The organism is Vibrio sp. 10N.247.311.12 (genome assembly GCF_041467515.1).
Taxonomy (GTDB): Bacteria; Pseudomonadota; Gammaproteobacteria; order Enterobacterales; family Vibrionaceae; genus Vibrio; species Vibrio crassostreae_C.
This window is the reverse complement of record NZ_JBFSUV010000019.1, coordinates 18054-43412: the sequence shown is the minus strand read 5'-3', so window position 1 is coordinate 43412 and position 25359 is coordinate 18054. Positions and strand designations below refer to the sequence as shown.

Sequence of the window (25359 nt, the reverse complement as noted above, 5' to 3'; positions counted from 1 at the left end):
CTTCTTAACTTTCCTGTTGTAGTGCCTCGAGCTCTTCCCAGCGCTCAAAAGCAACTTCAAGCTCCTGCTCTGCTGCAGATAGCTTATCTAAAACTGGTTGTGTCTGCTCTACAGATTTTGAAAAGAAGCTGGGATCGTTGACTTCTTCCTGAAGAGTTTCAATTTGAGTTTCCAATTCTTCTAAACGCATTGGTAGCGCTTCTAGTTCTCGTTGTAGCTTATACGATAACTTCTTAGGTTTAGCCTTAACTGGCGCAGTTTTGGGAGTTTCCTCAACTACTTTCTCGGGCTTTGATGGCTTTTCAACCTGTCGGTACTCTAATGCCTGCTTTCTTTGCTGCTGGGCATCATGGTAACCACCAACAAATTCTTCAATAACGCCATTACCTTCAAAGATCCAACTTGTCATTACCGTATTATCAACAAACTGACGATCGTGGCTCACTAAAAGCAGCGTACCCTGATAGTTGGCAAGCAAATCTTCTAAAAGTTCCAAAGTTTCGATATCTAGATCGTTGGTTGGCTCATCGAGAATCAGCAAGTTGTTCGATTTGAGGAAAATACGAGCTAATAACAGACGGTTTTTCTCACCACCAGACAGCGCTTTAACAGGAGTACGAGCACGTTTAGGCGAGAATAAGAAATCTTGTAAGTAGCTAAGCGCATGACGCTCACGACCGCCTACTGTGACTTCTTGCTTACCATCCGCTAGGTTATCGATAACCGACTTCTCTGGGTCAAGGATCTCGCGGTATTGGTCAAAGTACGCCACTTCAAGTTTCGTACCGCAATGCAGACGACCTGAATCAGGTTTTAACTGGTCAAGTAGCAACTTAAGAACGGTACTCTTACCACAACCATTCGGGCCGATAAGAGCGATACGATCGCCACGCATGATGTTGAAGCTGAAGTCCTTAACAATTTCTTTGCCTTCAAAGCCAAAGTTAAGATTCTCAGCTTCAAATACAATCTTGCCTGAACGCTGGCCATCGTCGATTTGGATAATCGCTTTGCCCTGCACTTCACGACGGTTCAAACGTTCTTCACGTAGCTTCTTAAGCGCACGAACACGGCCTTCGTTACGAGTACGACGAGCTTTGATGCCCTGACGAATCCAAACTTCCTCTTGAGCAAGCTTCTTATCGAATTCAGCGTTTTGCATTTCTTCAACACGAAGCGCCTCTTCTTTCTCAACAAGGTAATTTTCGTAATCGCCCGGGAAAGAGCTCAATTTACCGCGATCAAGATCGACAATACGTGTTGCCATCGATTTAATGAACGCACGGTCATGCGAGATAAAGATGATTGAACCGCGGAAGTCTTTCAGGAAGCCCTCTAACCATTCAATGGTTGCAACATCCAAGTGGTTAGTCGGTTCGTCGAGTAGAAGCACGTCAGGGTCACATACAAGCGCACGAGCAAGTGCCGCTTTACGTTGCCAACCACCAGACAAATCTGTCAGTTTGGTTTCAGCAGTCAGCTTAAGTGCTGCCAATACGTTACTTACACGATCTTCAAAACGCCATGCATTAGCATGATCCAGTTGTTCTTGAACGCGAGTAAGGCGGTTTAGATTCTTTTCACTTGGGTCTGTCGCGATGAGATCCAGAAGATCATGATAGATCTTCAGCTGTTCGCCGATTTCAGCAAGGCCACCAGCAACATAGTCATAAACTGTACCTTGTTCATTACGCGGTGGATCTTGTTCTAGACGAGACACAACCACATCTTGCGTGATTTGCATCTTACCGTCGTCCATGATGATGTTTCCAGATAGGATTTTCATCAATGTCGACTTACCAGCGCCATTGCGCCCTACTAAACATACACGTTCGTTTTCTTGCAGCACGAAGTCCGCACGATCTAATAATGGGTGATCACCAAACGCTAATTGCCCATTATGAATTGTAAGTAATGCCATTCTTCTTTAACCAATCATTAAGTTCTAACAAGCCAAATGGCCAGTTAAGCTCTGAGCTTTGAGAAAGGTCAGAGCTTTCAAATTTGAGCACCGGAATAGTGACCCCGTAACGGGAAAAGAGCTCATCATCAAATGCAATGTCAACAACGTTGACGTGATGGCTAATGTTTAACTGTTCCGTGAGTTGGAATGCCATCTCACATAGATGGCACCCTTCTGTACTGTAGAGAGTCAGCACTATATATCCTTATACGATCTCTTAACTACTTATGTGTAATCAACCAGCAGTTATGAATGTGCTTATTGCGAGAGAAGTCCAATGGAAGTGTCTTCGCTGAGATATTCTGAGCCTTAAGACCTAACTCATCTAGAGCTTCCAAGTCCATTTTGAAGTGACGCTTGTTGTTAGAGAACACAATCGTGCCTTCTTCACGAAGAAGACGTTTAAGGTTTTCCATCAGCTGAATGTGATCACGTTGAACATCGAAAGATTGATCCATACGCTTTGAGTTAGAGAACGTAGGTGGATCGATAAAGATCAGATCATAAGAACCCTGCTCTTTAGCTAGCCATTGTAGACAGTCAGCTTGAACAAACTGATGTTGACGACCAACACGACCGTTAAGCTCCATGTTCTCTTTCGCCCACTCTAGGTAGGTATTAGACATATCAACAGTAGTTGTAGAACGAGCACCACCCACAGCAGCATGAACAGATGCACTTCCTGTATAAGCAAACAAGTTTAGGAAATCCTTACCTGCGGCCATCTCACCGATACGACGACGAGTGATCTTATGATCTAGGAACAACCCGGTATCTAGGTAATCATGAAGATTAACAATCAGCTTAACGCCATACTCGTTCACTTCTAAGTTCGATGAGTCTTGAGCCAATTTCTGGTATTGAGAACGGCCTTTCTGTTTCTGACGAACTTTAAGCACAACGTTGTTTGCTTCTACGCCTGTTACTTGAATAGAAGCACGGATGATATCGGTTAAGCGACGTTTAGCCTTCTCTTCCGGTACATCTTTAGGCGCTGCGTATTCTTGAATCACAAGATGACCTGGGTATACATCAATCGCTACATTGTATTCTGGTAAGTCCGCATCGTAGATACGGTAACAATCTAATTGCTCTTTCTTAGCCCACTTGCCAATTTTACCGATGTTCTTTTTAAGACGGTTTGCGAAGTCAGGAGCAATCAATTGTTCTTGCTCGCCTGATGGACGCTCTGACATCGGACGATCTGAAATTGAGTAGTTCTTTTGGTGACACGGTAACGCACCGTTGTTCAACTTGAACTGTTTATCTGCACGCATGCGTAAGCAGCTTAGTAGCTCGTCTGAGCTAGAGAAGATAGATGCGTTACAGCCACCAAATTCAGCTTTGAGCTGTGCACCGAATGCTGTGTAAAGTGCAATAAGACCCGGCTCGGTACCAAGACGTTCACCGTAAGGCGGGTTAGAAACAATCACACCATCAGTAAACTCTGTAGGACGCTTAAGCTTTGCAGCATCGCCTACTTCGAATTCAATCAACTCTTCAACACCGGCACGACGAGCATTGTCACGCGCAGTTTTGATCATACGTTCATCATTGTCGTAGCCATAGAACTTACATTCCACTTTCTTAACACCACGACGACCTTGAACGTTCGCTTCAGCTTTCACTTCAGCCCATAGCTCTGGTTCGAAATCTTCTAGTGATTCAAAACACCACTTCTGACGTTTAACACCTGGAGCCATGTTTGCAGCCATCATTGCCGCTTCAATCACTAACGTACCTGAACCACACATAGGGTCTAGGAAAGGCTTAGTCGCATCCCAACCACTACGAAGAAGAATCGCTGCAGCAAGTGTTTCACGCAGAGGTGCACGACCTGATTCTGGACGGTAACCACGTTGGTGAAGACCGCTGCCAACCATATCAACACCAAGAATCGCTTTATCACGGTGTAGACGAACGTGAATGCGAATGTCTGGATTCTCTTTGCTGATAGAAGGACGAGGCAGAGATTTCTTCTCAAAGCAATCAACAACGGCATCTTTTACTTTCATTGCACCGTATTGGCTATTACGGATTTCGTTGTTCGTACCATTGAAGTCAACAACAAAACGCTTAGAGCTATGGAATTGATTTACCCAGTTAACCGCAGTGGTTGATAGGTACAAATCCATGTCGTCCATACAAGTGAATTCAGAAAGGACACGTACAAATCGAGAAGCCAAACGGCTCCACAAACAACAACGATAAATTTGCTCATTGGTGGCTTTGAATTTAACACCTGCCTGAACAGGTTTTGCGTTTGTAATCCCTAGTTGGGTTAGTTCTTCAACTAATAAATTCTCAAGGCCATTTGAGGTAACCGCTAGATATTGATTCATAGTGTTCTTTTATTGATAAAAATGAGCTCGATTATACCTGAATTTGTTACTAGAGCATCACACTAAACTCGTCTTTTCATTGAATCTTTCTTCTAACTGGCTAGCAAACGCACAGTGTTGAAGCGATCGCTTACCCACATTCCCTTAGAACATAAGACCTATCAAACCAACACGATTCAGGACCAAATACCGACCAAAGCGACAATGTGAATTTATATTCACCCTACAATTGGTATATACCAAGAGTGAATTTAGTGTGGAAGTTAGCTACAAAAGGACATAAACAGGGAATAAAGATGGGTAAATTACACTTCTGGAGATAAAAACAGGCAGAAATTAAGGCGAAAAAATAGTCGTAAGTTCACTATTTAAATGGTTAAGCAGTGATGTATTTATCAGGATGAGGTTTTTTAGGCACAAAAAAAATCGGCTAATGAGCCGATTTTGGGGAAGATTTGACAGGTTGATGCGTTGCGATGTGTTTGAGAAATGATGGACTAGATTGAAGGCTAACCGACCATCGCAATGTGCGTTTGATGAAGAATAGCGTTCGCGTCTATCATTCTATCGTGCATGACCTTAATCGAGTCGCCAAAGCGTAACCCTTTTGAAGGTGTAAGCAGAAACTCTTCTAGATCGACAAATGCACATAGGCTCGCACACTCTCCCACTTCTAATACAATGAAATACCCTAAGCTATGCTCGTTATTCATTTGTACGATATCCCCTTCTTGAGGGTATTCGTGGCCAACGCCCTGTGAGTCGAAGAACCAACTCTTAGGCTGTACAGGCTTGTGGAAGCGCTTTGCTGCCACGCAATAAAGCGCGAGTTCAGCTTGGCGAGGCTCAGACAGTTCTAAGCCAGAAATTTGTTCTTTGAAGGTTTGGTATGAAGATGCGTCATCAACGGTGAATTCATTATCTCTAAACGCGCAGTCCACCAGCTTACTTCGGACCAGATTCGTTTTGAAAATCATATCCTCTCCGAGGTTTAGCATTAATGAACATTGCTGCTCATCGTAATACCAACTCCATGTATCGCTAGGTTTAAGCATCATTTCGTCTCACACTGTTGAACCATTCCATTAGGTAAAACGCAAAATTACCTTCAATTACAGTAATTTTACTGAGCAATAGGCAAAAAAAAAGAGGAAATGAATTCCTCTTTCTTATCGCTTTTCTCTACAACTCAGTGAGTTACAGTGTCTCTTTTAGTAAGACGATGCCAGATTGTCGCTTTTCAAAAATAAAAGCAATTTTCAGCTTATAGATTTTTAACGATGTCGCCAACTAGGCCTGGGCCTTTGTAGATGAAACCAGAGTAAACCTGTACAAGCTTCGCGCCCGCCATCATTTTCTCTTTTGCAGCAACATACGAGTCAACACCACCTACTCCAATGATCGGCAGTTTGTCACCCAGCTCTTCGTGAAGTTTACGAACTACTTCAGTACTACGAGATTGAACAGGACGTCCACTTAGGCCACCCGCTTCATCACAATGTTTCATACCTTCAACGATTGAACGATCCAATGTTGTGTTTGTTGCGATCACACCATCGATCTTATTTTTGATCAATGATTCACAAATTTGGCGAATTTCGTCGTCGCTTAGATCCGGAGCAATCTTAAGAGCAAGAGGAACATATTTACCATGCTTCTCTTCCAGTTCAGATTGTTTCGTTTTAAGTTCAGACAATAGATCGTCTAGAGCTTCGCCGTATTGTAGAGAACGAAGTCCTGGAGTGTTTGGTGAAGAGATGTTCACAGCAATGTAACCAGCGTATTGATATACCTTCTCCATACAGATCAAGTAATCTTCAGCGCCCTTTTCAATTGGTGTGTCTTTATTCTTACCAATGTTAATGCCTAAGATGCCATCGTAGTTCGACTTCTTAACATTCTCAACAAGGTTGTCGACGCCTAGGTTGTTAAAACCCATGCGGTTGATGATACCTTCAGCTTCAACAAGACGGAATAAACGAGGTTTGTCGTTACCCGCTTGCGGACGCGGAGTCACTGTTCCTACTTCTACGAAACCAAAACCCATTGCGCCAAATGCATCAATACATTCGCCGTTTTTATCTAGGCCAGCAGCAAGGCCAACTGGGTTTTTAAAAGTAAGACCCATGCACTCTACAGGTCGGTGAGGTAATTGTTGGCGATACAAAAGATCAATAGGTGTGCCTGTGAAGCGCTTGAAATTTTGAATTGCAAGATCATGTGCCTTTTCGGCATCAAGTTGGAAAAAGCCAGTTCTGGCTAGACGGTAAAGCATTGTGCCTCCGATAGAAAAAAGCCCCGTGTAAACGGGGCGCTATTATTTACTTATTTACCCAACTATTCAATCTATTACTGTCTGTAAGGGTAAGATAATCAAGTTTGCTAACGAATGAGGTTCATTATTAAGCAAACGTTATCGTTTCTTCAAGTTATTAAGCCATTTCTAATCTCAACCTTAGTACAGCCATCAGGTCACTTAACAACAAACAACGTTTGCGTCGAAGTTTGTTCTTCAAAAGTCGTTAGGCCTATTGTTTCCACTTTACCGAAACGAAAAAGGCAGACCTTTTGGCCTGCCCTTATACTTTTTCGTCTTATCTAGTAACTAGTCTTTTGACATGCAGTTTAGATTCAACAGCATCAATTCACGCAGTGCTACTGAGAACTTAGCAAACTCATGAACAGAACCTACTTTGAATTCGTTTAGGATGCTTTCCCAACGATGTAGAGAAACAGAGTTACTTTCCATCCAGTCATCAAGCGCTTTAATCACATCGATATCTGAAGCACAACCACAGTTAAGTACTTGACCAGTTAACTGGCGTTGCTGCCAATCCAGATCTTCTCTGAATGCTGCACGCGCCAGTGCTTGCCAGTTGTTGTCTATAGCTTGGCCATTGATTTGCTTCAAGAACCAGTGCAGTGACAAACGGTCGCCTAGGTTGAAGTAAAGCTTAGACGCTTGCTGTACTGTTTTACCTGTTTCACGAGCCACTGTAGATATATCCAGTGCTGAGTACAGGCTAGACAAACGAGCCACTGAATTAGCCAGCTCAGCGTTTACACCTTGGTCAATCCATACTTGAGCCATTGCTTGATGCTCTTCTACTTCTGAAGCCACTAGGTTTTCATCCAGCTTCTCAGTAATTGCGACGACATCACCTTGGTAAAGCTCAATCAATGCATTCACTGACTGTTTACCGGTACGGTTTCTTAGCAACCAGCGTGCTAGACGACGAAGCGTACGACGTACATGGTAAAGCAATTCGTATTGAGCTTCAGAACTTGAGATGTTGTCCAGTTCACGGATGCTCTTCAATACCTTACCCAGGCCGTAGATTTCACGTGATGCCGCGTAAGCATTCGCAATATCAACAATGTTCGCGCCCGTCTCTTCTTGCAAGCGAGTCACGAAGTTACAGCCCATCTCGTTAACCATTTGGTTAGCAAGCGCAGTCGCAATGATCTCTGCACGAAGTGGATGGTTATCCATGTGCTGAGAGTAGTTACGGCGTAACTCTGTTGGGAAGTATTGCATCAGTTGTTGAGCATGGAACTCATCATTCGCAATGTCATCACTCACAAGATCTTCTTTTAGAACCATTTTACCGTAAGCGATCAATACTGATAGCTCTGGTCTTGTTAGTGCTTGGCCCTGCTTCTCACGTTCTAGCAGCGTTTCGTCATCTGGGATGTATTCCAAACCACGGTCTAAGTACCCGGCTTTTTCCATTGTGTGGATAAAGCGGATTTGCTCTTTCACTAAGCCTACACCTTGATGCTCAGTAACAGAGATAGACTCAGCTTGGCAGTAAGCGTCGTCTAGTACGATTTCACCTACTTCATCTTCCATAGATTCAAGAACTTGGTTACGTTGCTTAACGGTAAGATCACCATTAGACACCAAGCCATTCAAGAAGATCTTAATGTTAACTTCGTTATCCGAGCAATCTACACCACCAACGTTATCGACAAAGTCAGTATTAACTCGACCGCCCGTTAGAGCGTATTCAATACGACCCAATTGAGTCATACCCAAGTTACCGCCTTCACCAACAACCTTAGCTTTCAGGTCACGGCCATCGATACGTAGCACGTCATTTGCACGGTCACCCACATCGGTATGAGTCTCACTAGAAGACTTAACGTAAGTACCAATACCGCCGTTCCAAAGTAGATCAACTTTCATAGACAAGATCGCTTTGATCAAGTCGTTTGGTGCCATTGATGCTTTCTTGGTACCCAGCATTTTCTGAATTTCAGGTGTCAAAGAGATAGACTTCGCTCGGCGAGAGAAGATGCCACCACCTTGAGAAATCAGGTCTTTATTGTAATCTTCCCAACTTGAACGAGGCAGATTAAACAGACGGTCACGCTCTACCCAGCTTGATGCTGATTCTGGATTCGGGTCAATGAAGATGTGCATGTGGTTAAACGCAGCTTGCAAGCGAATGTGCTTAGATAGCAGCATACCGTTACCAAATACGTCACCCGCCATATCACCCACACCAATGGCAGTGAAGTCTGTGCTTTGACAGTTAATACCCATTTCGCGGAAGTGACGTTTAACCGATTCCCAGCCACCTTTCGCCGTGATACCCATGGCTTTGTGGTCGTAACCGTTAGAGCCACCCGATGCAAACGCATCACCTAGCCAGAAGTTGTACTCTTCAGCTACTGAGTTCGCTAGATCTGAGAATGTCGCGGTGCCTTTATCGGCTGCAACAACCAAGTATGGGTCATCTTCATCGTGACGAACAACGCTCTTAGGTGGGATAACCTCACCTTCAATGATGTTGTCTGAAACGTCTAGCAATGCACGGATGAAGCGCTTGTAACAACGTTGACCTTCAGCAAAGATCTCGTCTCGGCCAGACATCATGTGTTGACGCTTACAAACGAAACCACCTTTAGCACCAACCGGTACGATAACCGTGTTCTTAACTTGTTGCGCTTTAACTAGGCCTAGAATCTCAGTACGGAAGTCCTCTTGACGGTCTGACCAACGTAAACCACCGCGTGCTACTTTACCGCCACGTAAATGCACACCTTCAATGTCTGGTGCGTAAACGAAGATCTCAAACGCAGGAACCGGCGCAGGGATATCTGGAATCTCGCTTGGTCTCATTTTCAGAGCCAACCAAGGTTTAGACTGCTTATTCTCGTCTACTTGGTAGTAGTTAGTACGAAGCGTTGCAGTGATCATTTCCATGTAGCGACGAATGATACGATCATCATCCAAGCTTTCTACATGATCCAACTGTTCAGTGATCTTCTTAATAAGATCTTGTTGGCCTTTTACGCTGCCCTTCAGTTTCGGGTCAAAACGCTTGCCGAATAGGCTCACTAGCCCTTTCGCTAATTCTGGGTAATGAGACAATGTGTCTTCAATGTATTGTTGGCTGAATGGGAAACCAACTTGACGCATGTAACGAGCATAAGCACGTAAGATTGAGATTTCACGGCCAGAAAGACCAGCGCCAAGTACTAAGCGGTTGAAACCATCGCTGTCTAACTCACCCGCCCAGATTGCCGCAAAGGCTTGTTGGAAAAGATCGCGAGCGTCACGAAGATCAATGGTCTTATCGCTCTTGTGCAGCATAGAGAAATCAAGGATCCAATAGGTCACACCGTTGGTTTTACGCACTTCATATGGAGATTCACCGATAACGCGTAGGCCAAAGTTTTCAAGCATTGGCATAACATCAGAAAGGTGAATTGGCTCATCGCTGTGATAGAACAACTTCAAACGAACGGCTTTTGAATCTGCCGCTTCTTCTTGAGGACGGTAGAAAAGCATACCCAGTTTGTTGTCTTCACTTAGCGCTTCTAAACGTTCAATGTCGGCAACAGCAGAACCTGGCATCATGTCTTCTTTGTACGAACGTGGGAATGCACGCATGTACTCTTTCGACAATGGAAGACCTTTGCTTTCACCGAAGTTTGCAATGATAGATTCAGACAGACGGTCATCCCACGTAGACGATACTTCCATTAAATTTTGCTCAATTGTTTTCACGTCCACATCCATGTTGTTGTTATCAACACGAACAATATAGTGCGTTCTTGCTAGCGGGCTTTCAGAGAAGTACGTTGTAAATTCAACCTCTTCTTCACAACCAAAGTACTGTTTCAAGATGCGCTGTGTTTGGCGACGAAGCTCAGTGTTGTAACGATCTTTTGTTACGTAAACCATGCAGCTAAAGAAACGACCAAACGGGTCTTTGCGAACAAACAAACGCAGGAGATCGCGATCTTGCATTTGTACTACGCCCGTACCGACTTCTAGTAGCTCTTCTTCTCGAGCTTGCAGCAGTTCATCACGTGGGTAGTTTTCAAGAATGTTGTGCAGCGCTTTGTAAGAGTATGAACCTTCACGGTAACCACTCGCATCCAAAATACGTTCTACTTTCTCGCGAACAAGAGGAATCGTTTCAACGGTTTGGTTATAAACGGCAGATGTGTAAAGACCAGTAAAGCGGTGCTCACCAATGACCTTACCGTTCTTATCGAACTTCTTAATACCAATGTAATCGTTGTAAGCTGGGCGGTGAATGCGTGAAGCCGTGTTGCCCTTGGTTACGATAAGCACATAAGGCTTTTTCGCTTCAAGACGTGCCGAATCAGAAAACTCAGATAGCTTAACGTTACGTACACGATCTGAGTTCGCAAACAAACCAAGACCTTGCTCCTTGGTCGGTTGCAGTTCAGTGTCGCCGTTAACTGAAACTAGGTCATATTCCTTATAACCCATGAATGTAAAGTTGTGTTCACCTAACCAACGAAGAAACGCCAACGTTTCATCAAAACGTTGGCCATCTACAGGAATGCTCTCTTTCTGCTTTTCTACTTGATTGGTTACTTCTTCAAGTCGTTCTACCATCTTCAACCAATCGTTCACAACTAAGCTAGTATCGGTAAAGATATCCAGTAGCTCCGTTTTAAGAGCTGTCATTTCAGCTTTACTGCTAAGACGGTCAACCTCAATATGGAAAAGCGATTGGAATGCACCTTCGTTATTGCTTACACCGACAACACTGCCCTTATCTGAGCGAGAGATTTGTGTTGGGTTATGAAGCATAAGGTGAGAAGAAAGGTCTAGGCGAGTCAATGCCATTTTTACGGAATCAACAAGGAATGGACTGTCTGGAACGACTATCTCAACGATAGTATGAGTAGACTGCCAACCTTGACGACTTACCGTCGGGTTGAATACGCGTACAGAGATTTCGTCGGCTTTCTTTTCATTGATGTGATGCCATAAGCTAACTACAGCACCATATAAATCGGATTCGTTTCTCTGAGTTAGATCGTCGTGAGAAACGTTACTAAACAAGTGTTGAGCAAGTTGAGTTACGAGAGGTCGATGAGCAAGGTCAAGTTTGTCTTGAATCAGCTTGTAAACTTTTTCAAGTAAAACTGGAACCACAGTTTCACGTGCGGTCATAGTCACACTCCACAATTAGAATTATATTTTATTATTAGGGGGATCACTTAATCTGGTGTTTGAAACGTGCCGTTGAGCTCTTTTCTACTAACGAGTTAAGCAAAGGTAATGCATTCATTTATTGTAAAAGCATTATTGAAAAATAGTTAATTGTTTTGGAGGTGGTAAGAGGTGAAATGTTTGATTATGTGATTAAGATTCCTTTTAACTCACTAGGCATGCCAAGGTTTACAGAGCTTCTAACTTAATAAACTTATTTTTTTGGTCAGTTGTCAGCCTAAACTGCCCTCTAACCCCTATTTGTGTAAGAAATGGTCTGAACCGAGTTGCAGGTAACTGTAAGCGTAAACCTGTTGTTGTTATCACTTGAACTTTACTTGCCGTACCAAAATAGCTGGCCAAAAACTGCTGATATGAGATGTTAAGTTGGAAAATATAGCGATTCATACGATACCTGTATAAATATACAGTGCCAGTGTTTTTTGGCACTTTTAGATGTCTGACGGTGAAACTGAACTTGAAGCTGCTCTAGCTTATCGAAAATTCGATGAACCAGAAACAAAAAATCAGTGGCAGATATTCTCTACCACTGATGACCTTTCGTTGTAGCAAACAGTTTATTAGTAAACCGCTTATTAGCAAACAGTTACCTGAATGCGCGCTGACTTAAGCCTCTAGTGCTTTCGTCACTTTCTCAAACAAGTCTTTTGCTAGGTTGTCCATGTTCTTTAACGTCTCTAGTTCTTTTTTGATAAGAGCTTGACGTTCATCATCGTACTTACGGAACTTAAGTAGCGGGTCAATCAGACGTGAAGCCACTTGCGGGTTGCTGCTGTTCAGTTCTCGTAAGATCTCGCCAGCAAATGCATAGCCTTGACCAGACTTGTCGTGAAATTGAACCGGGTTCATGTTTAAGAATGAACCGACCAAGTTACGGGTACGGTTCGGGTTCTTCAAACTGAACGCCTGGTGCGACATCGACGCTTTGATCACTTCAAGTGCGTTTGAACTTGGGTTTGTACCTTGCAATGCAAACCACTTATCCATAACAAGACCATCGTGTTTCCACTTGTCACTGTAATCCACCATCAAGGTTTCACGACATGGTAGTTGTGCACTGTTTGCCGCGCCCATTGCTGCCATCGTATCTGTCATGTTATTCGCTTGTTGATACATCGCAACAACCAAGTCATTACCCTGCCCAGTATGAGCTAAGTAACTTAAGCAAACTTTACGTAGAGTACGCTTACCAATCGAATCGTGATCGATCGTGTATTCTGTTAGTGCATGGCTGTGATAAACCGCCGCTAACTCGTCTTCAAGTTCTGCAGCTAATGTAACTTTCATCGAGTTAAGAACCGATGAGACCGCATCAATATCAACACGCTCATACCAACCCGATACTTCATTGTGGCTTGGTAAAGAAAGCATTTCTGCAATAAACGCAGGCTCTAGTGAATCACTCAACAGTACGCCACGGAATGCATCAACAACAGAATCAGAAAGCTCAAACGCTTGACCCTGTTGAACCTTCTCAACGTTGCTGCGAATGTACTTCGCCAATAGCATTTGACCCGCATCCCAACGAGAGAATTCATTGCGAGCATTCACCATCAAGAAGATCAGTTCTTCATCTGAGTAGTCATATTCCAATTTCACTGGCGCAGAAAATTCACGAAGTAATGATGGGATCGGTTGCTCAGAAACGTTTTCAAACACGAACGTTTGCTCTGCTTCTTTCACATCTAATACATTATGAACTGGCTTGCCGTTACATTGTAACTCAAAAACTTCACCCGCAGCTGTGTACAGCTCGATATCAAGAGGAATATGCAGAGCCTGCTTTTCCGTTTGCTCATGAGTTGGCGCTGTTACTTGGCGAGTTGTTAACGTGTACTGTTTCTTCTCTACGTCGTACTTACTTTCAACAGACAGCGTCGGCGTACCAGACTGGCTGTACCATAAGCGGAACTGAGATAAGTCAACGCCCGACGCATCTTCCATTGCCGCGACGAAGTCTTCACATGTTGCAGCCGTACCATCGTGACGTTCGAAGTACAGCTTCATGCCTTTTTGGAAACCATCTTCGCCCAACAATGTGTGGATCATACGGATCACTTCACTGCCCTTTTCGTACACGGTCAAAGTATAGAAGTTATTCATTTCTATCACTTTTTCTGGACGAATTGGGTGAGACATCGGACTTGCGTCTTCAGCGAATTGTGGCCCACGAATAATACGAACATTGTTGATTCGGTTTACTGCGCGAGAGCCAAGATCAGATGAGAACTCTTGATCGCGGAATACGGTTAAGCCTTCTTTCAAGCTCAGCTGGAACCAATCGCGACAAGTCACTCGGTTACCGGTCCAGTTATGGAAATATTCATGGCCGATTACTGCTTCAATACCTAGGTAATCTGTATCCGTTGCAGTTTGGTCGTTTGCTAGAACGAACTTCGAATTGAATACGTTCAAGCCTTTGTTTTCCATCGCACCCATGTTGAAGAAATCAACGGCTACGATCATGTAGATGTCTAAGTCGTACTCTAAGTTGAAACGTTCTTCGTCCCACTTCATTGAGTTGATCAAAGAAACCATCGCGTGGCTCGCACGGTCTAGATTGCCTTTATCAACAAAGATTTCTAGGTCAACTTTACGACCCGATTGTGTAGTGTATGCGTCACGAAGTACATCAAAGTCACCCGCTACTAAAGCAAACAAGTACGCTGGTTTTGGATGTGGGTCTTGCCACTTCACCCAATGACGACCGTTTTCAGCTTCACCTTCATCTACACGGTTACCATTACTTAATAAGAATGGGTTCTCTGCTTTGTCTGCAATTACCGTTGTAGTGAATTTCGCCAACACATCTGGGCGATCCATGTAGTAAGTGATACGGCGGAAACCTTCAGCTTCACATTGAGTACAGAACGCGCCACCCGACTTGTACAAGCCTTCAAGTGCACTGTTCCCTTCAGGGTTAACTTCGGTAACGATGGTTAGAGTAAATTCTTTTGGAAGGTCATTCAGCGTAAGTTGAGTTTCAGACTGCTCGTACTGAGTCCATTCGTTGCCTTCAACCAAAACAGAAACCAACTTCAAGCCTTCACCATCAAGTACTAATGTCGTGCTGTCTTTCTCCTGCTTAACACTAGAAACAGCCGTAACAATGGATGCTGAGTCGTACAAATCGAAAGTAAGATCGATTTCAGAAATCGTGTGAGATGGTGATTGATAATCTTTACGATACTTGGCTTGAGGTGTATGTGCCATGACGGGTTCCTTTTGATCGTTATACGTAATTATTTTTTAACTGTATATATCTAAAGGTTGAGCGCCAATAAAACAAGGGGAATATTAAAAAAAGGAGGCATTGTAAGAAAATGCCTCCATGTTTTGCTATTTTATCAATCAAATCAGACAGGAACGCCTAAGAAATGAACTGTGCACAATATTATCAACGAGTACGCCGTTACTGCTAAAACTCACGATTATCGAATGCGATTGAGTACCGCAAACATATCTCCCTCTTCACCTTGCAGCGTTAACACATCGCTGTTCAGTGTATATCGAGTGCCGTGTTCACCGTTCTCATAAAGTAACACTAGTTGATCGCCTTCTGTGTAATACACCCCGCGACGAATGACTTCACCACCTTCTTCATCTGATACTCGGAACATGAATATAAAGTCCGGCTGAAGGACTAAATCCATTTTTTGAATGTTACTCGCACGTAGATCGCTTCCAGACAGTTGGGCACTTGACCAGATTCCCGCCAATGCATTTGGCAAGGCCTTAGTGAACATAACACCGTTAAGATTCAGCATGTTGTGATTACTGCTGTACGCGTAAACCTGAGGTTCTGAGGTATTCAAACCCAAAATAATCGTGTCTTCATTGGCGTTATACAAACCTTCCCAATGATCGACACTGTAGTCTTTCTTTTGGATATCGATAGTGAATGAGTAGTTTGAATCAAGAGTGAGCTTGATCGCTCTAAAGTTTTCAGTGCCTTGCTCAGGATCAGGGTTCATCAAATACCAATCGCCAAGCAGCAAAGGAAGGTCAAAATGGGATAGATTACTATCACTTTTTGATTGTTGGCTACTCGAAGCGACCTCACTCCCAAAAGCCACAAAACTTAAACAAGATAAAAATAGTAGAATCCATTTCATAAGCGTCCCCTCGTTTTCTTTAAGCTTAGGCACGTAATGAATAGAAAGCGAAAAAATATGATCTAAGTCACTAAATTTTAAGTGCGAAGTAACTTAAATGTCATTATCACTCGAAAAATAGTACTTAAGTTTAGTTATTTTTACGGTGCACTTCACAGTCGAAAATCAAATAACAGTGGTTCTGGAACAAGTTAAAAAGCGAGGAAGCATGCCGTTAGCGTGACATCATTCTAGGCAAGAACGCAGGTACAAAAAAAGCGAGCCTAAGCCCGCTTTTCAAATAGTAAGTCTTTAAACAATCACCTTTAACAGGTGTTTTGTTTATTTCTTGATCATATCCAGCATGATAGCAACTGATTCATCAAGATAAGCATCCGGGGCTTCGTAGTCTTTGGGAATATCATCCAACGTTTTAAATGCCTCTAACTTAGCGGCTTTTTGACGTTGGTTAATACGCTCTAGACGAAGCGCATCCGCGTCATCACTCTCTTGTTTACGAACCTTTTCATTGAGGGAAAGGTCGTTGTCGTCTTTATCTGCCTTATACTTTTCAATATCTTGCGCGATAAAGCCAAACTCCATGTCTGTTGCGATACGAGCTTGGTGCTTAGCCGTCAACGCTGCGATTTGCTCATCGTTACGCTGTAACACTGAGTACTTCGCTTTGTCGATGCTGTCCCAAGGAAGAGCATTATCCTCAACACTTTCACCGGTATCTGCAGGATCAATTGGTGTTGGGTAAGCAATATCAGGCACTACGCCCTTGTTCTGCGTACTACCACCATTGATTCGGTAGAATTTCTGGATTGTGTATTGAACGTAGCCCAACTCTTTATCGAACAAATCATAAATATGATTCAAAGAGCGATGCTGTTGCACCGTACCTTTACCGAAAGAGTTTTCACCCAAGATAATTGCACGACCGTAATCTTGCATCGCTGCTGCAAAGATTTCAGATGCTGAAGCACTATAGCGATTCACCAATACCGTTAACGGGCCTTGGTAACTAATTTGACCATCAGTATCGCTGTTCACTTTGACACGACCGTAGCTATCACGAACCTGAACAACAGGTCCCTCTTTGATAAACAAACCAGAGAGTTCAGTTGCTTCAGTCAGTGCACCACCACCGTTGTTTCGAAGGTCAACAATAATACCTTCAACACCTTGCTCTTTAAGCTCGGTGATCAGTTTATCGGTATCTTTAGAAAGGCCAACGTAGAAACTTGGTACTTCTAGTACACCAATCTTCTTGCCGTCTTTCTCGATCACTTCTGATTTAACAGCGCGGTCTTCTAAACGAATCTTATCGCGAACAATTGTGACAACGTGACTTTTTGCATCTTTACCATCTGGCAAGATCTGTAGCTTAACTTTAGTCCCTTTCGGGCCTTTAATAAGTTGTACTACATCGTCTAAACGCCAGCCGATAACATCAACAATCTCTTCGCCATCTTGACCAACGCCGACAATACGGTCGCCATCACTCAATTGTTTGCTGTTTGACGCAGGGCCACCAGCAACTAAAGAACGAATAACAGTGTAGTCGTCGGTCATTTGAAGTACAGCACCAATACCCTCTAGAGATAGATTCATCTCAGATTGGAATTGTTCTGCATTTCTTGGAGAAAGGTAACTGGTGTGCGGATCAACTTCACGCGCAAATGCGTTCATGTAGATCTGGAAAGCATCTTCATTATGCGATTGCGTAATACGCTTCATCGCATTGTTGTAACGCTTTTCCAAAACTTCTTGAATCTCTGGCCACTCTTTACCAGTAAGTTTTAGATTCAACGCATCGTATTTAACGCGTTTTCTCCAAAGCTCATTCACTTCAGCGATATCTTTTGGCCACTCTGCTTCACTGCGATTGAGCTCAATACTTTCATCGGTATCAAACTTAATCTCAGTATCTAGCAAAGACAATGCATATTGAAAACGTTCAAAACGCTTCTGCATAGACAGATTATAAACATCGAATGCAATCTGGTTATTGCCTGCTTTCAGTTGATCATCAATTTGTGTAGATGACGCAGCGAAAGAGTCAATATCAGCTTGAGTGAAGATATTACGATTATAATCCAGCATCTCTAAGTAACGATTAAAGATAGCTTGAGAGAAATCATCGTTGAGATTGAAGTGTTTATAGTGAGAACGAGTAAATCGAGAAGTAACACGTTTACTAGCAGTTTCGTGTTGGACCTCAGGAGCGAGTAGAGGTAAATCGTCCTGATCTAATTTGGCTTCGAGAGCCTGAGCTGAAGCTGCTAGCCAAAAGCTAGCAGCAATCAGTGTCAATTTTGAACGGCATTTCATGCGTAGGAGTATCTCCTTTAAGCGCGCAAGTGCTCCGCTTTAACAACCATTTGTAGGCCGTTTGCTAACTGAACACGCACATCTTCCTTATTGATTTCAACAATGGTCGCAGCCATGTTTCCTTTACCCATGTTCACATTTACTTCTTTGCCAGCGATGAATTCGTCAGCGTTCAAAGCGCGTGTTTCTACAGGCTTTTCTACTTTTGGTGCTTTAGGCGCTTGACGACGAGGCTGTTGAGCTTTCTTCGCCTTAGGTTTCGCTTTGCCTTCTTCACGAGCTTTTTGTGCTTGTTCTTTACGACGAGCCTGAACTTTCGCTTTGCTTTCAGCAAGTGTAGCTTTAGCGTGTTCAACGTGCTCTTCTTCTAGTGTGCCACACGCGTTGCCGTCTAGGTCAACACGTTCTGCGCCAGCTTTTACGCCGTGCAGGTAACGCCATGATGATGTGTACTGTCTTAACGCTGCACGAAGCTGAGTCTTACTTACTTTTTCGTCTTCATTTAGACGTTCAGCAAGATCTTGAAAAATACCAATTTTAAGTGGCTTCGCTTCACCTTCTAGAGTAAAGCATTTAGGGAAACATTCAGCAATATATGCGATAACTTCTTTGCTGTTTTTTAACTTTTCAGTGTTTTCCATGTGGGTTCCTGGTTTTTGCGGTTTTCCGCGAGCATTAAGAAAATATTTTTACGTATTATAGAGAGATGCTTGGGAAAAACCACAGTAAGAGAATAATTTATGCCTTGTTCGCGTGCGAATTAAGCAGCTTTTCCACTTCTGCCATGAAAAATGTCAATCCGTCCTCGTCAATTTGAGAAAAACGACCAACATTTGGGCTATCAATATCAAGAACGCCCGCGATTTTTCCGCCAATCGAGAACGGAATAACGATTTCTGAGTTACTTGCAGCGTCACAAGCGATGTGACCTTCGAACTCATGAACATCATGAATGCGCTGAACTGTATTCGTCGCAACCGCAGTTCCACACACACCACGCCCGACCGGAATTCGCACACAAGCAGGTTGACCTTGGAAAGGGCCCAGTACAAGTTCGTCTTTTTCCTTAGCTAAATCCTGCTTCATTAAATAGAAACCCGCCCAATTCAAGTCATCCAATTCCATGAATAATAATGAACTGATATTAGCAAGATTAGCAGTTAGATCGGTTTCTGATTCAATTAATGCAACGGCTTGTTTGGTTAAGCGTTGGTAATGTTCTATTTTCATATTAACTTCCAATTAAATTGAGACTTCCATTATCAAGAGAACGCAGTAGAATGCGGCCATCAAACTAAATAGGACTTATTCTCATTACAATGAACAATTCAGAAGACACTATTAGCCGTTCTTGGTTGATAACTCAAGTAAAAAAACACAAGTCCAAATTACTGTTTGCTAACATTATTGCCATATTTGCAACTCTCATTAGTGTCCCTATCCCGTTGCTCATGCCATTAATGGTTGATGAAGTATTACTCGATAAGCCCGCTTCAGGCTTAGAGATGATGAACCACCTACTTCCATCTTCATTACAAACACCGACTGGCTATATAGCACTAACTTTGTTGTTAGTGATTATCATGCGCTCCGTTAGCCAAGCGTTGAACATTCTGCAAGGGCGTCAGTTTACGCTTGTGTCCAAAACAATTACCTATCAAATGCGCAGCAAGATGATAGATAAGCTTGGCCGCATCAGTATTCGACAATACGAAACCAAAGGCAGTGGCGGTATTAACGCCCACCTAATAACAGACATAGAGACAATAGATAAGTTCATTGGCTCGACTCTTTCTAAATTTATCATCAGCTTCCTGACCGTGTTCGGGACAGCGATCGTGCTGTTGTGGTTAGAGTGGCGTTTAGGATTGTTCATTTTATTGGTCAATCCTGTTGTAATTTATTTCTCCCGTAAACTAGGCAGCAGGGTCAAACACCTTAAGAAATACGAAAACCAATCTTTCGAGCGCTTTCAAAACCGTTTGGTGGAAACCTTAGACGGCATTTACCAACTGCGTGCGGCGAATAAAGAACGTATCTTTCTCGATGAACTTAAGGTTCAAGCAAACCAAGTAAGAATCGATGCAGACAAATACGCTTGGCAATCTGAAGCTGCTGGCCGTGTTTCGTTTCTGCTGTTCTTACTAGGTTTCGAGCTTTTCCGTGCCGTCGCGATGCTAATGGTGTTATTCAGTGACTTAACCATTGGTCAGATTTTCGCGGTATTTGGCTACTTGTGGTTCATGTTAGGCCCGGTCCAAGAGCTACTAGGGATTCAATTCTCTTGGTATAGCGCGAAAGCGGCACTACAACGCATCAACGATCTTCTTCAGTTAGAAGAAGAGAAGCGCCCTATCAGTAAAGTGAACCCATTTACTGAAGATCAAGAAGTGACAGTTGACATCGAAGACGTTACATTCTCTTACACATTAGAAAACACTGTTTTAAATAGGCTATCGCTGCACATCCCTGCAGGTAAAAAAGTCGCTTTGGTCGGTGCGAGTGGAGGGGGTAAATCTACGTTAATCCAGTTGCTGATTGGGGTTTACCAAGCAGACTCAGGTTGCATTCGCTATAACGGTGAAACAACCGATGACATCAGCTTTGATGTAATACGCAATCAAATTGCCGTTGTTTTACAACAACCTATACTCTTTAACGATACATTAAGGCATAATCTGACCCTTGGTGCTGAATACGACGAAATGTCGTTGTGGCGTGCGCTTGAAGTCGCTCAAATGCAAGATGTCATCAAGCAACTGAGCAATGGCTTAGATACACAAATTGGTAGGAATGGCGTTCGACTGTCTGGTGGTCAACGACAACGCTTAGCAATAGCTCGTATGGTGCTGAGCAATCCTAAGTTTGTTATTCTTGATGAAGCGACATCTGCACTCGATACAGCAACAGAGTCAGCACTGCATAAAGCGTTGAGCGAGTTTTTGAAAGATCGCACAACTTTGATAGTGGCTCATCGATTATCAGCGGTGAAACAAGCCGATCTAATCTATGTTTTAGAAGATGGACAAGTCACACAGACGGGAACACATGGTGAATTGGTTGAACAACAAGGACTCTATCAAACACTCTACGGCAGTGTGCAATCGCACGCCTGATGTTTGTGGCTCTGAGTCTTTAAGTCGGGTTGCTAACCTAACTTACGTTTCAACTTGGGAGGTCGCGTGACCTCCCCATCCGTAACCAACCCTTTATCAACAAAACACCAATGCGACAGCAGCTCAGTGCGTCTTTGCCAGGGCTGCGAACTTCCCGTAGATAAAATGGACATCCCTTTAGGGAAATCAGCTTACTGTCCAAGGTGTGGTACTCAGCTTTATAGAGGCGGTACCCCTAGCCTCTCTGGAAACCTAGCAATCGCAATTACCTGCTTATTGCTGTTTATCCCATCGCACTTTTTTGAATTCATCAGTATTCGCCTGATTGGCGTCATGATACCCGCGACGTTACCATCGGGTGTTTTTACCTTAATGGGCGAAGGCTTCCCTCTGCTTGGCTTACTGATCCTGTTCTGCAGTTCGATCGCTCCGTTGCTCGTGTGTACATCGGTACTCATTACCCATTTATCATTGCGATTCAAATTTTTTACACCATTTAGGTATGCGTTAGCCATCATCCAGACATTAAAACATTGGATGATGTTGGATGTGTTTCTGGTAAGTTTGGCGGTCTCATGTTTCAAACTGCAAGATTACTCAGATATTTTTGTCGGCCCTGGATTGGTTGGCCTCATTCTTCTGCAGCTTTTCAGTGTATTGTTGGTAAGCCGCATCAGCGTGCGTCGCTACTGGGAAGCTTGGACAAAAGAATCTGACTACTCATTTACTGAAAGTAAGAACGTACACTGTCACAACTGCCACCTATCTCAACCGGATGGGCATACTTGCGTGCGTTGTCACCATGACTTATACCACCGCAAGCCCTACTCTATACAGAAGACATGGGCACTGTTGTTTGCCGCATCAGTGGCTATTGTCCCAGCCAACGTCATTCCGATTTCTATCCTTATCACCAACGGACAAAGGCTAGAAGACACAATAATTTCCGGTGTCGCGTCGCTAATAAATAGCGATATGTATGGCATTGCAGCGATCATTTTCATTGCCAGTATCGTCGTTCCCGTCGCGAAAATACTGGGCCTCGCGTACATCTTAATCTGTATCAAGATGAAGCGTACGATTTACCACAGGCAACGTATGACCATCTATTTCATCGTAAAATGGGTGGGAAAATGGTCGGTAATGGATCTGTTCGTTATTTCGATCATGATGACCTTGGTCGACCGCGGGCAAATTTTAAACTTTACACCAGGTTATGGTGCAGTCGCTTTTGGCGTCGTAGTTGTTCTCACGATGCTAGCAGCGGAAAGCTTAGATCCTAGGCTAATTTGGGATAACTACACCTCTAAAGATGAGTCAGTGAATGAACAACGATAACCAATCACAAACGTCATATTCACCAGAAGTAAGGAAAAACAAAGGCATCTCCCCTTTGTGGATTCTGCCGATATTAACCGTCGCCTTAGCCGGTTGGTTGGTCATGAAATCGATACACGATGCTGGGCAACGTGTGCAAATATACTTCTCAGATGCCGCAGGTTTAGTCGCAGGTCGAACAACGATTCGTTACCAAGGCTTAGAGGTGGGTATGGTGCGCGACATCACCTTATCCAAAGATCTATCGAGCATCTATGTCGATGCTGACATCTACCCAGAAGCGAAGAAACTACTATCAAAAGGCACACGTTTTTGGCTCGTAAAGCCAACGGCCAGTTTGTCTGGTATCTCTGGGTTAGATGCACTTGTTTCAGGTAACTATATCGCTATACACCCTAGCGAAACTAAAGAAGAGCCAGAAACCGTTTTTCAGGCTTTAGAGTCGTCCCCTTCTGATTTGCTGGCTTCTGAAGGTCTAAACATCTCATTGACGACCAAAGATCTAGGTGGTGTGTCTGTTGGCTCTCAAATCGTTTACCGTAAAATCCCAATTGGTGAGGTTTACAACTACCAGTTAAACGACAACGCGAAATCCGTTACGATTCAAGCGTCGATTAAAGATGAATACAGCCATATCATTACCGACCAAAGCCGTTTTTGGAATGTCAGTGGCTTAGGTGCCAGTATTGGCTTTTCTGGTGTTGATGTTCGCTTAGAGAGCCTAAGTGCATTGCTTGGCGGTTCAATTGCGGTCGACTCTCCAGGAGAAGGCCAACCGGTTGAGATGAATACTAAGTTCAAACTCTACCCAGATCTGAAAACAGCGGGTCGAGGTATCTCTATCAAGATTGCCGTTCCCGATGATAATAAAATCAGTGCAACGGGTGCTCCGATCATGTATCGCGGCATTGAAATCGGTCAAATCACTGATTTATCGCTAAGTGAAGGGCGTGAAAACGTCGTTGCATCTGCCGCTATCCAACCGGCATTCAGTGACTTTTTAAACAGCGGCAGTAAATTCGTTCTAGAAGAGGCTGAACTGTCGCTTACTGGCATGAAAAACATTGCCAATTTAGTGACAGGTAACTTTTTAACCTTGGTACCGGGTGAAGGTGAAAAGGCGCGTCGATTTACTGCAATCCGCAAAAATGAATTCAGTCAGGAACAAGAGAAATCCGTTGCGATTCGCTTAACGTCGAACAATTCGTTCGGGTTAGATGTCGGTACACAACTTCTCTACAAAGGCATTGCCGTTGGCTCTATCATCCATGTGGGATTAGTTGATGGTGTTGGTACGGGCTCTGATAAACACGAAGTCTTCATGGATGCACTTATCGATAATGAGTACGCGCACCTTATCAAAAGCCACAACCGTTTCTTTGTGACAGGCAGTGCGACGGCAGAGCTAACCGAATCAGGCTTGAGTGTTACGGTCCCACCAGCAAAACAGCTTCTTACCGGCTCGATTAGCTTTGTGAGTGAAGGTAAATCTGAAGCTCGAACGGACTACCAACTTTTCCAAAGTAAGTCGTTAGCAGAAATTGCTAAGTTTAATCAGTCTGGTTCAAAGACACTTTCTTTGTTTGCCAGTGAGTTACCTTCAATTTCTAAAGGCAGTCCACTCCTCTACCGCAACCTACAAGTGGGTAGTATTTCTGATTTTCAGCTTGCCGACGGTGGCGTAAGAATCAAAGTCACAATCGAAAATCGTTACACGCACTTACTCAACAAGCACACTGTTTTCTGGAACCGATCAGGCGTTGAGGTTGATGCGTCGCTATCGGGTATCAGCATTAAAGCGGCACCAGTTAAAACCCTTATCCAAGGCGGTATTGCTTTTGACTCTCTGCCGGGAATCGACAACAAACTTGGTGACGTGTGGAAGCTTTACAAAGATTCAAAATCTGCTCGAAAATTTGGCCGCGCGATTACTATCACCTCTTCTGGCGATCAAGAAGTCAACAAGGGCATGGCGATCAAATATCAAGGTGTCACTGTTGGTGAGGTTACTTTGGTGATTCCGAACTTCAACAAGGGCGGCATTGAAATTACTGCGCGTATTTTACCTGAGTACGTCGACAAGATTGCCGTGACGAACAGTCACTTCTGGTTGGCAGAACCTGAGATTGGCCTTAATGGCATCAAAAACGTCTCTGCGCTGCTCTCTAAACACATCAACGTAGACCCGGGCAAAGGTGAAAGAAACACGAAATTTGAGCTTAGCAAAGGACCTGTGCAGCCTGAAGGCAAGATATTCCAACTGCAAAGCGAAACGCGCGGCTCAGTATCTGAAGGTACACCTATCCTATTCCGTGAACTAGAAATTGGCAGTGTTATAGATGTTCAGCTGGGCGAGTTTGCTGATCGCATCATATCTACGATTCAAATAGAACCTGACTACGCGTATCTAATCCGCGCAAACACCGTGTTCTGGAACGTGTCGGGCGTCGATGTCTCTATCGGCCTGTCAGGCGCAAACATCAAAGCCGGAACGGTAGACAGCTTGTTAAGAGGTGGTATTACATTCTCAACGCCACCGACAAATGAACTTCAACCAGTAGCAAGCGAAGATCAGTCTTTCTACCTCTATCCTCAAGCCGAAGATGAGTGGAAATCATGGAGAACCGCAATTCCTCGTCCATAGAGTGAACTCTCTGACGTT

At 43.7% G+C, this 25359-nt stretch carries 15 protein-coding genes; 3 read left to right on the top strand and 12 right to left on the bottom strand.

The annotated features are described in order from the left end of the window. Window positions 1-4 precede the first annotated feature (4 nt). The 12 genes from AB6E30_RS10335 to AB6E30_RS10280 all read right to left on the bottom strand — a co-directional run bounded on the left by AB6E30_RS10335 (window position 5) and on the right by AB6E30_RS10280 (window position 19473). Window positions 5-1921: an ABC transporter ATP-binding protein gene (locus tag AB6E30_RS10335; protein ID WP_017068914.1), complete on the bottom strand. Its 1917-nt coding sequence runs from the start codon at window positions 1919-1921 to the stop codon at window positions 5-7. Beyond that, complete coding sequence (locus tag AB6E30_RS10330; protein ID WP_019823251.1) at window positions 1899-2159, bottom strand: glutaredoxin family protein; 261 nt, start codon at window positions 2157-2159, stop codon at window positions 1899-1901. The genes AB6E30_RS10335 and AB6E30_RS10330 overlap by 23 nt, the downstream gene beginning before the upstream one ends. A 25-nt stretch (window positions 2160-2184) precedes the next feature. Then, a complete protein-coding gene (gene rlmKL / locus AB6E30_RS10325; RefSeq protein WP_017059679.1) occupies window positions 2185-4305 on the bottom strand; it encodes a bifunctional 23S rRNA (guanine(2069)-N(7))-methyltransferase RlmK/23S rRNA (guanine(2445)-N(2))-methyltransferase RlmL in 2121 nt (706 codons plus the stop codon). A gap of 509 nt (window positions 4306-4814) precedes the next feature. Beyond that, window positions 4815-5363 (bottom strand): cell division protein ZapC, encoded by a 549-nt coding sequence (locus AB6E30_RS10320; protein WP_372103482.1) that lies wholly within the window; start codon window positions 5361-5363, stop codon window positions 4815-4817. A 206-nt stretch (window positions 5364-5569) separates the two neighbouring features. Next, complete coding sequence (gene pyrD / locus AB6E30_RS10315; RefSeq protein ID WP_017063847.1) at window positions 5570-6580, bottom strand: quinone-dependent dihydroorotate dehydrogenase; 1011 nt, start codon at window positions 6578-6580, stop codon at window positions 5570-5572. Window positions 6581-6910: 330 nt separating this feature from the next. Continuing rightward, the gene (locus AB6E30_RS10310; RefSeq protein WP_372103479.1) at window positions 6911-11752 is read right to left on the bottom strand and encodes an NAD-glutamate dehydrogenase; all 4842 of its coding nucleotides are present in this window, start codon (window positions 11750-11752) and stop codon (window positions 6911-6913) included. Window positions 11753-11980: 228 nt separating this feature from the next. Continuing rightward, window positions 11981-12199, bottom strand: coding sequence for a DUF2835 domain-containing protein (locus tag AB6E30_RS10305; RefSeq protein ID WP_372103476.1), 219 nt, complete (start codon window positions 12197-12199; stop codon window positions 11981-11983). Between the two features lie 219 nt (window positions 12200-12418). Further along, window positions 12419-15025, bottom strand: coding sequence for an aminopeptidase N (gene pepN / locus AB6E30_RS10300; protein ID WP_372103474.1), 2607 nt, complete (start codon window positions 15023-15025; stop codon window positions 12419-12421). A 218-nt stretch (window positions 15026-15243) separates the two neighbouring features. Then, entirely contained in the window at window positions 15244-15927 is a 684-nt protein-coding gene (locus AB6E30_RS10295) for a hypothetical protein (protein ID WP_017059686.1), read from the bottom strand. A 321-nt stretch (window positions 15928-16248) separates the two neighbouring features. After that, window positions 16249-18243, bottom strand: coding sequence for a carboxy terminal-processing peptidase (gene prc, locus AB6E30_RS10290; protein ID WP_372103472.1), 1995 nt, complete (start codon window positions 18241-18243; stop codon window positions 16249-16251). 17 nt (window positions 18244-18260) lie between these two features. Continuing rightward, entirely contained in the window at window positions 18261-18884 is a 624-nt protein-coding gene (gene proQ, locus AB6E30_RS10285; protein ID WP_017057223.1) for an RNA chaperone ProQ, read from the bottom strand. Window positions 18885-18981: 97 nt separating this feature from the next. Further along, the gene (locus AB6E30_RS10280; protein ID WP_017059689.1) at window positions 18982-19473 is read right to left on the bottom strand and encodes a GAF domain-containing protein; all 492 of its coding nucleotides are present in this window, start codon (window positions 19471-19473) and stop codon (window positions 18982-18984) included. Window positions 19474-19562: 89 nt separating this feature from the next. Between AB6E30_RS10280 and AB6E30_RS10275 the strand changes: the two genes are divergently transcribed. From AB6E30_RS10275 to AB6E30_RS10265, 3 genes are read left to right on the top strand one after another with little or no spacing between them, the layout of a single operon-like run. Then, window positions 19563-21359 (top strand): ABC transporter ATP-binding protein, encoded by a 1797-nt coding sequence (locus tag AB6E30_RS10275; protein WP_017059690.1) that lies wholly within the window; start codon window positions 19563-19565, stop codon window positions 21357-21359. Window positions 21360-21413: 54 nt separating this feature from the next. Beyond that, window positions 21414-22697: a paraquat-inducible protein A gene (locus AB6E30_RS10270; protein ID WP_065585048.1), complete on the top strand. Its 1284-nt coding sequence runs from the start codon at window positions 21414-21416 to the stop codon at window positions 22695-22697. After that, the gene (locus tag AB6E30_RS10265; RefSeq protein WP_017063837.1) at window positions 22684-25341 is read left to right on the top strand and encodes an MlaD family protein; all 2658 of its coding nucleotides are present in this window, start codon (window positions 22684-22686) and stop codon (window positions 25339-25341) included. Before AB6E30_RS10270 ends, AB6E30_RS10265 begins: the two co-directional genes overlap by 14 nt. Window positions 25342-25359 lie beyond the last annotated feature (18 nt).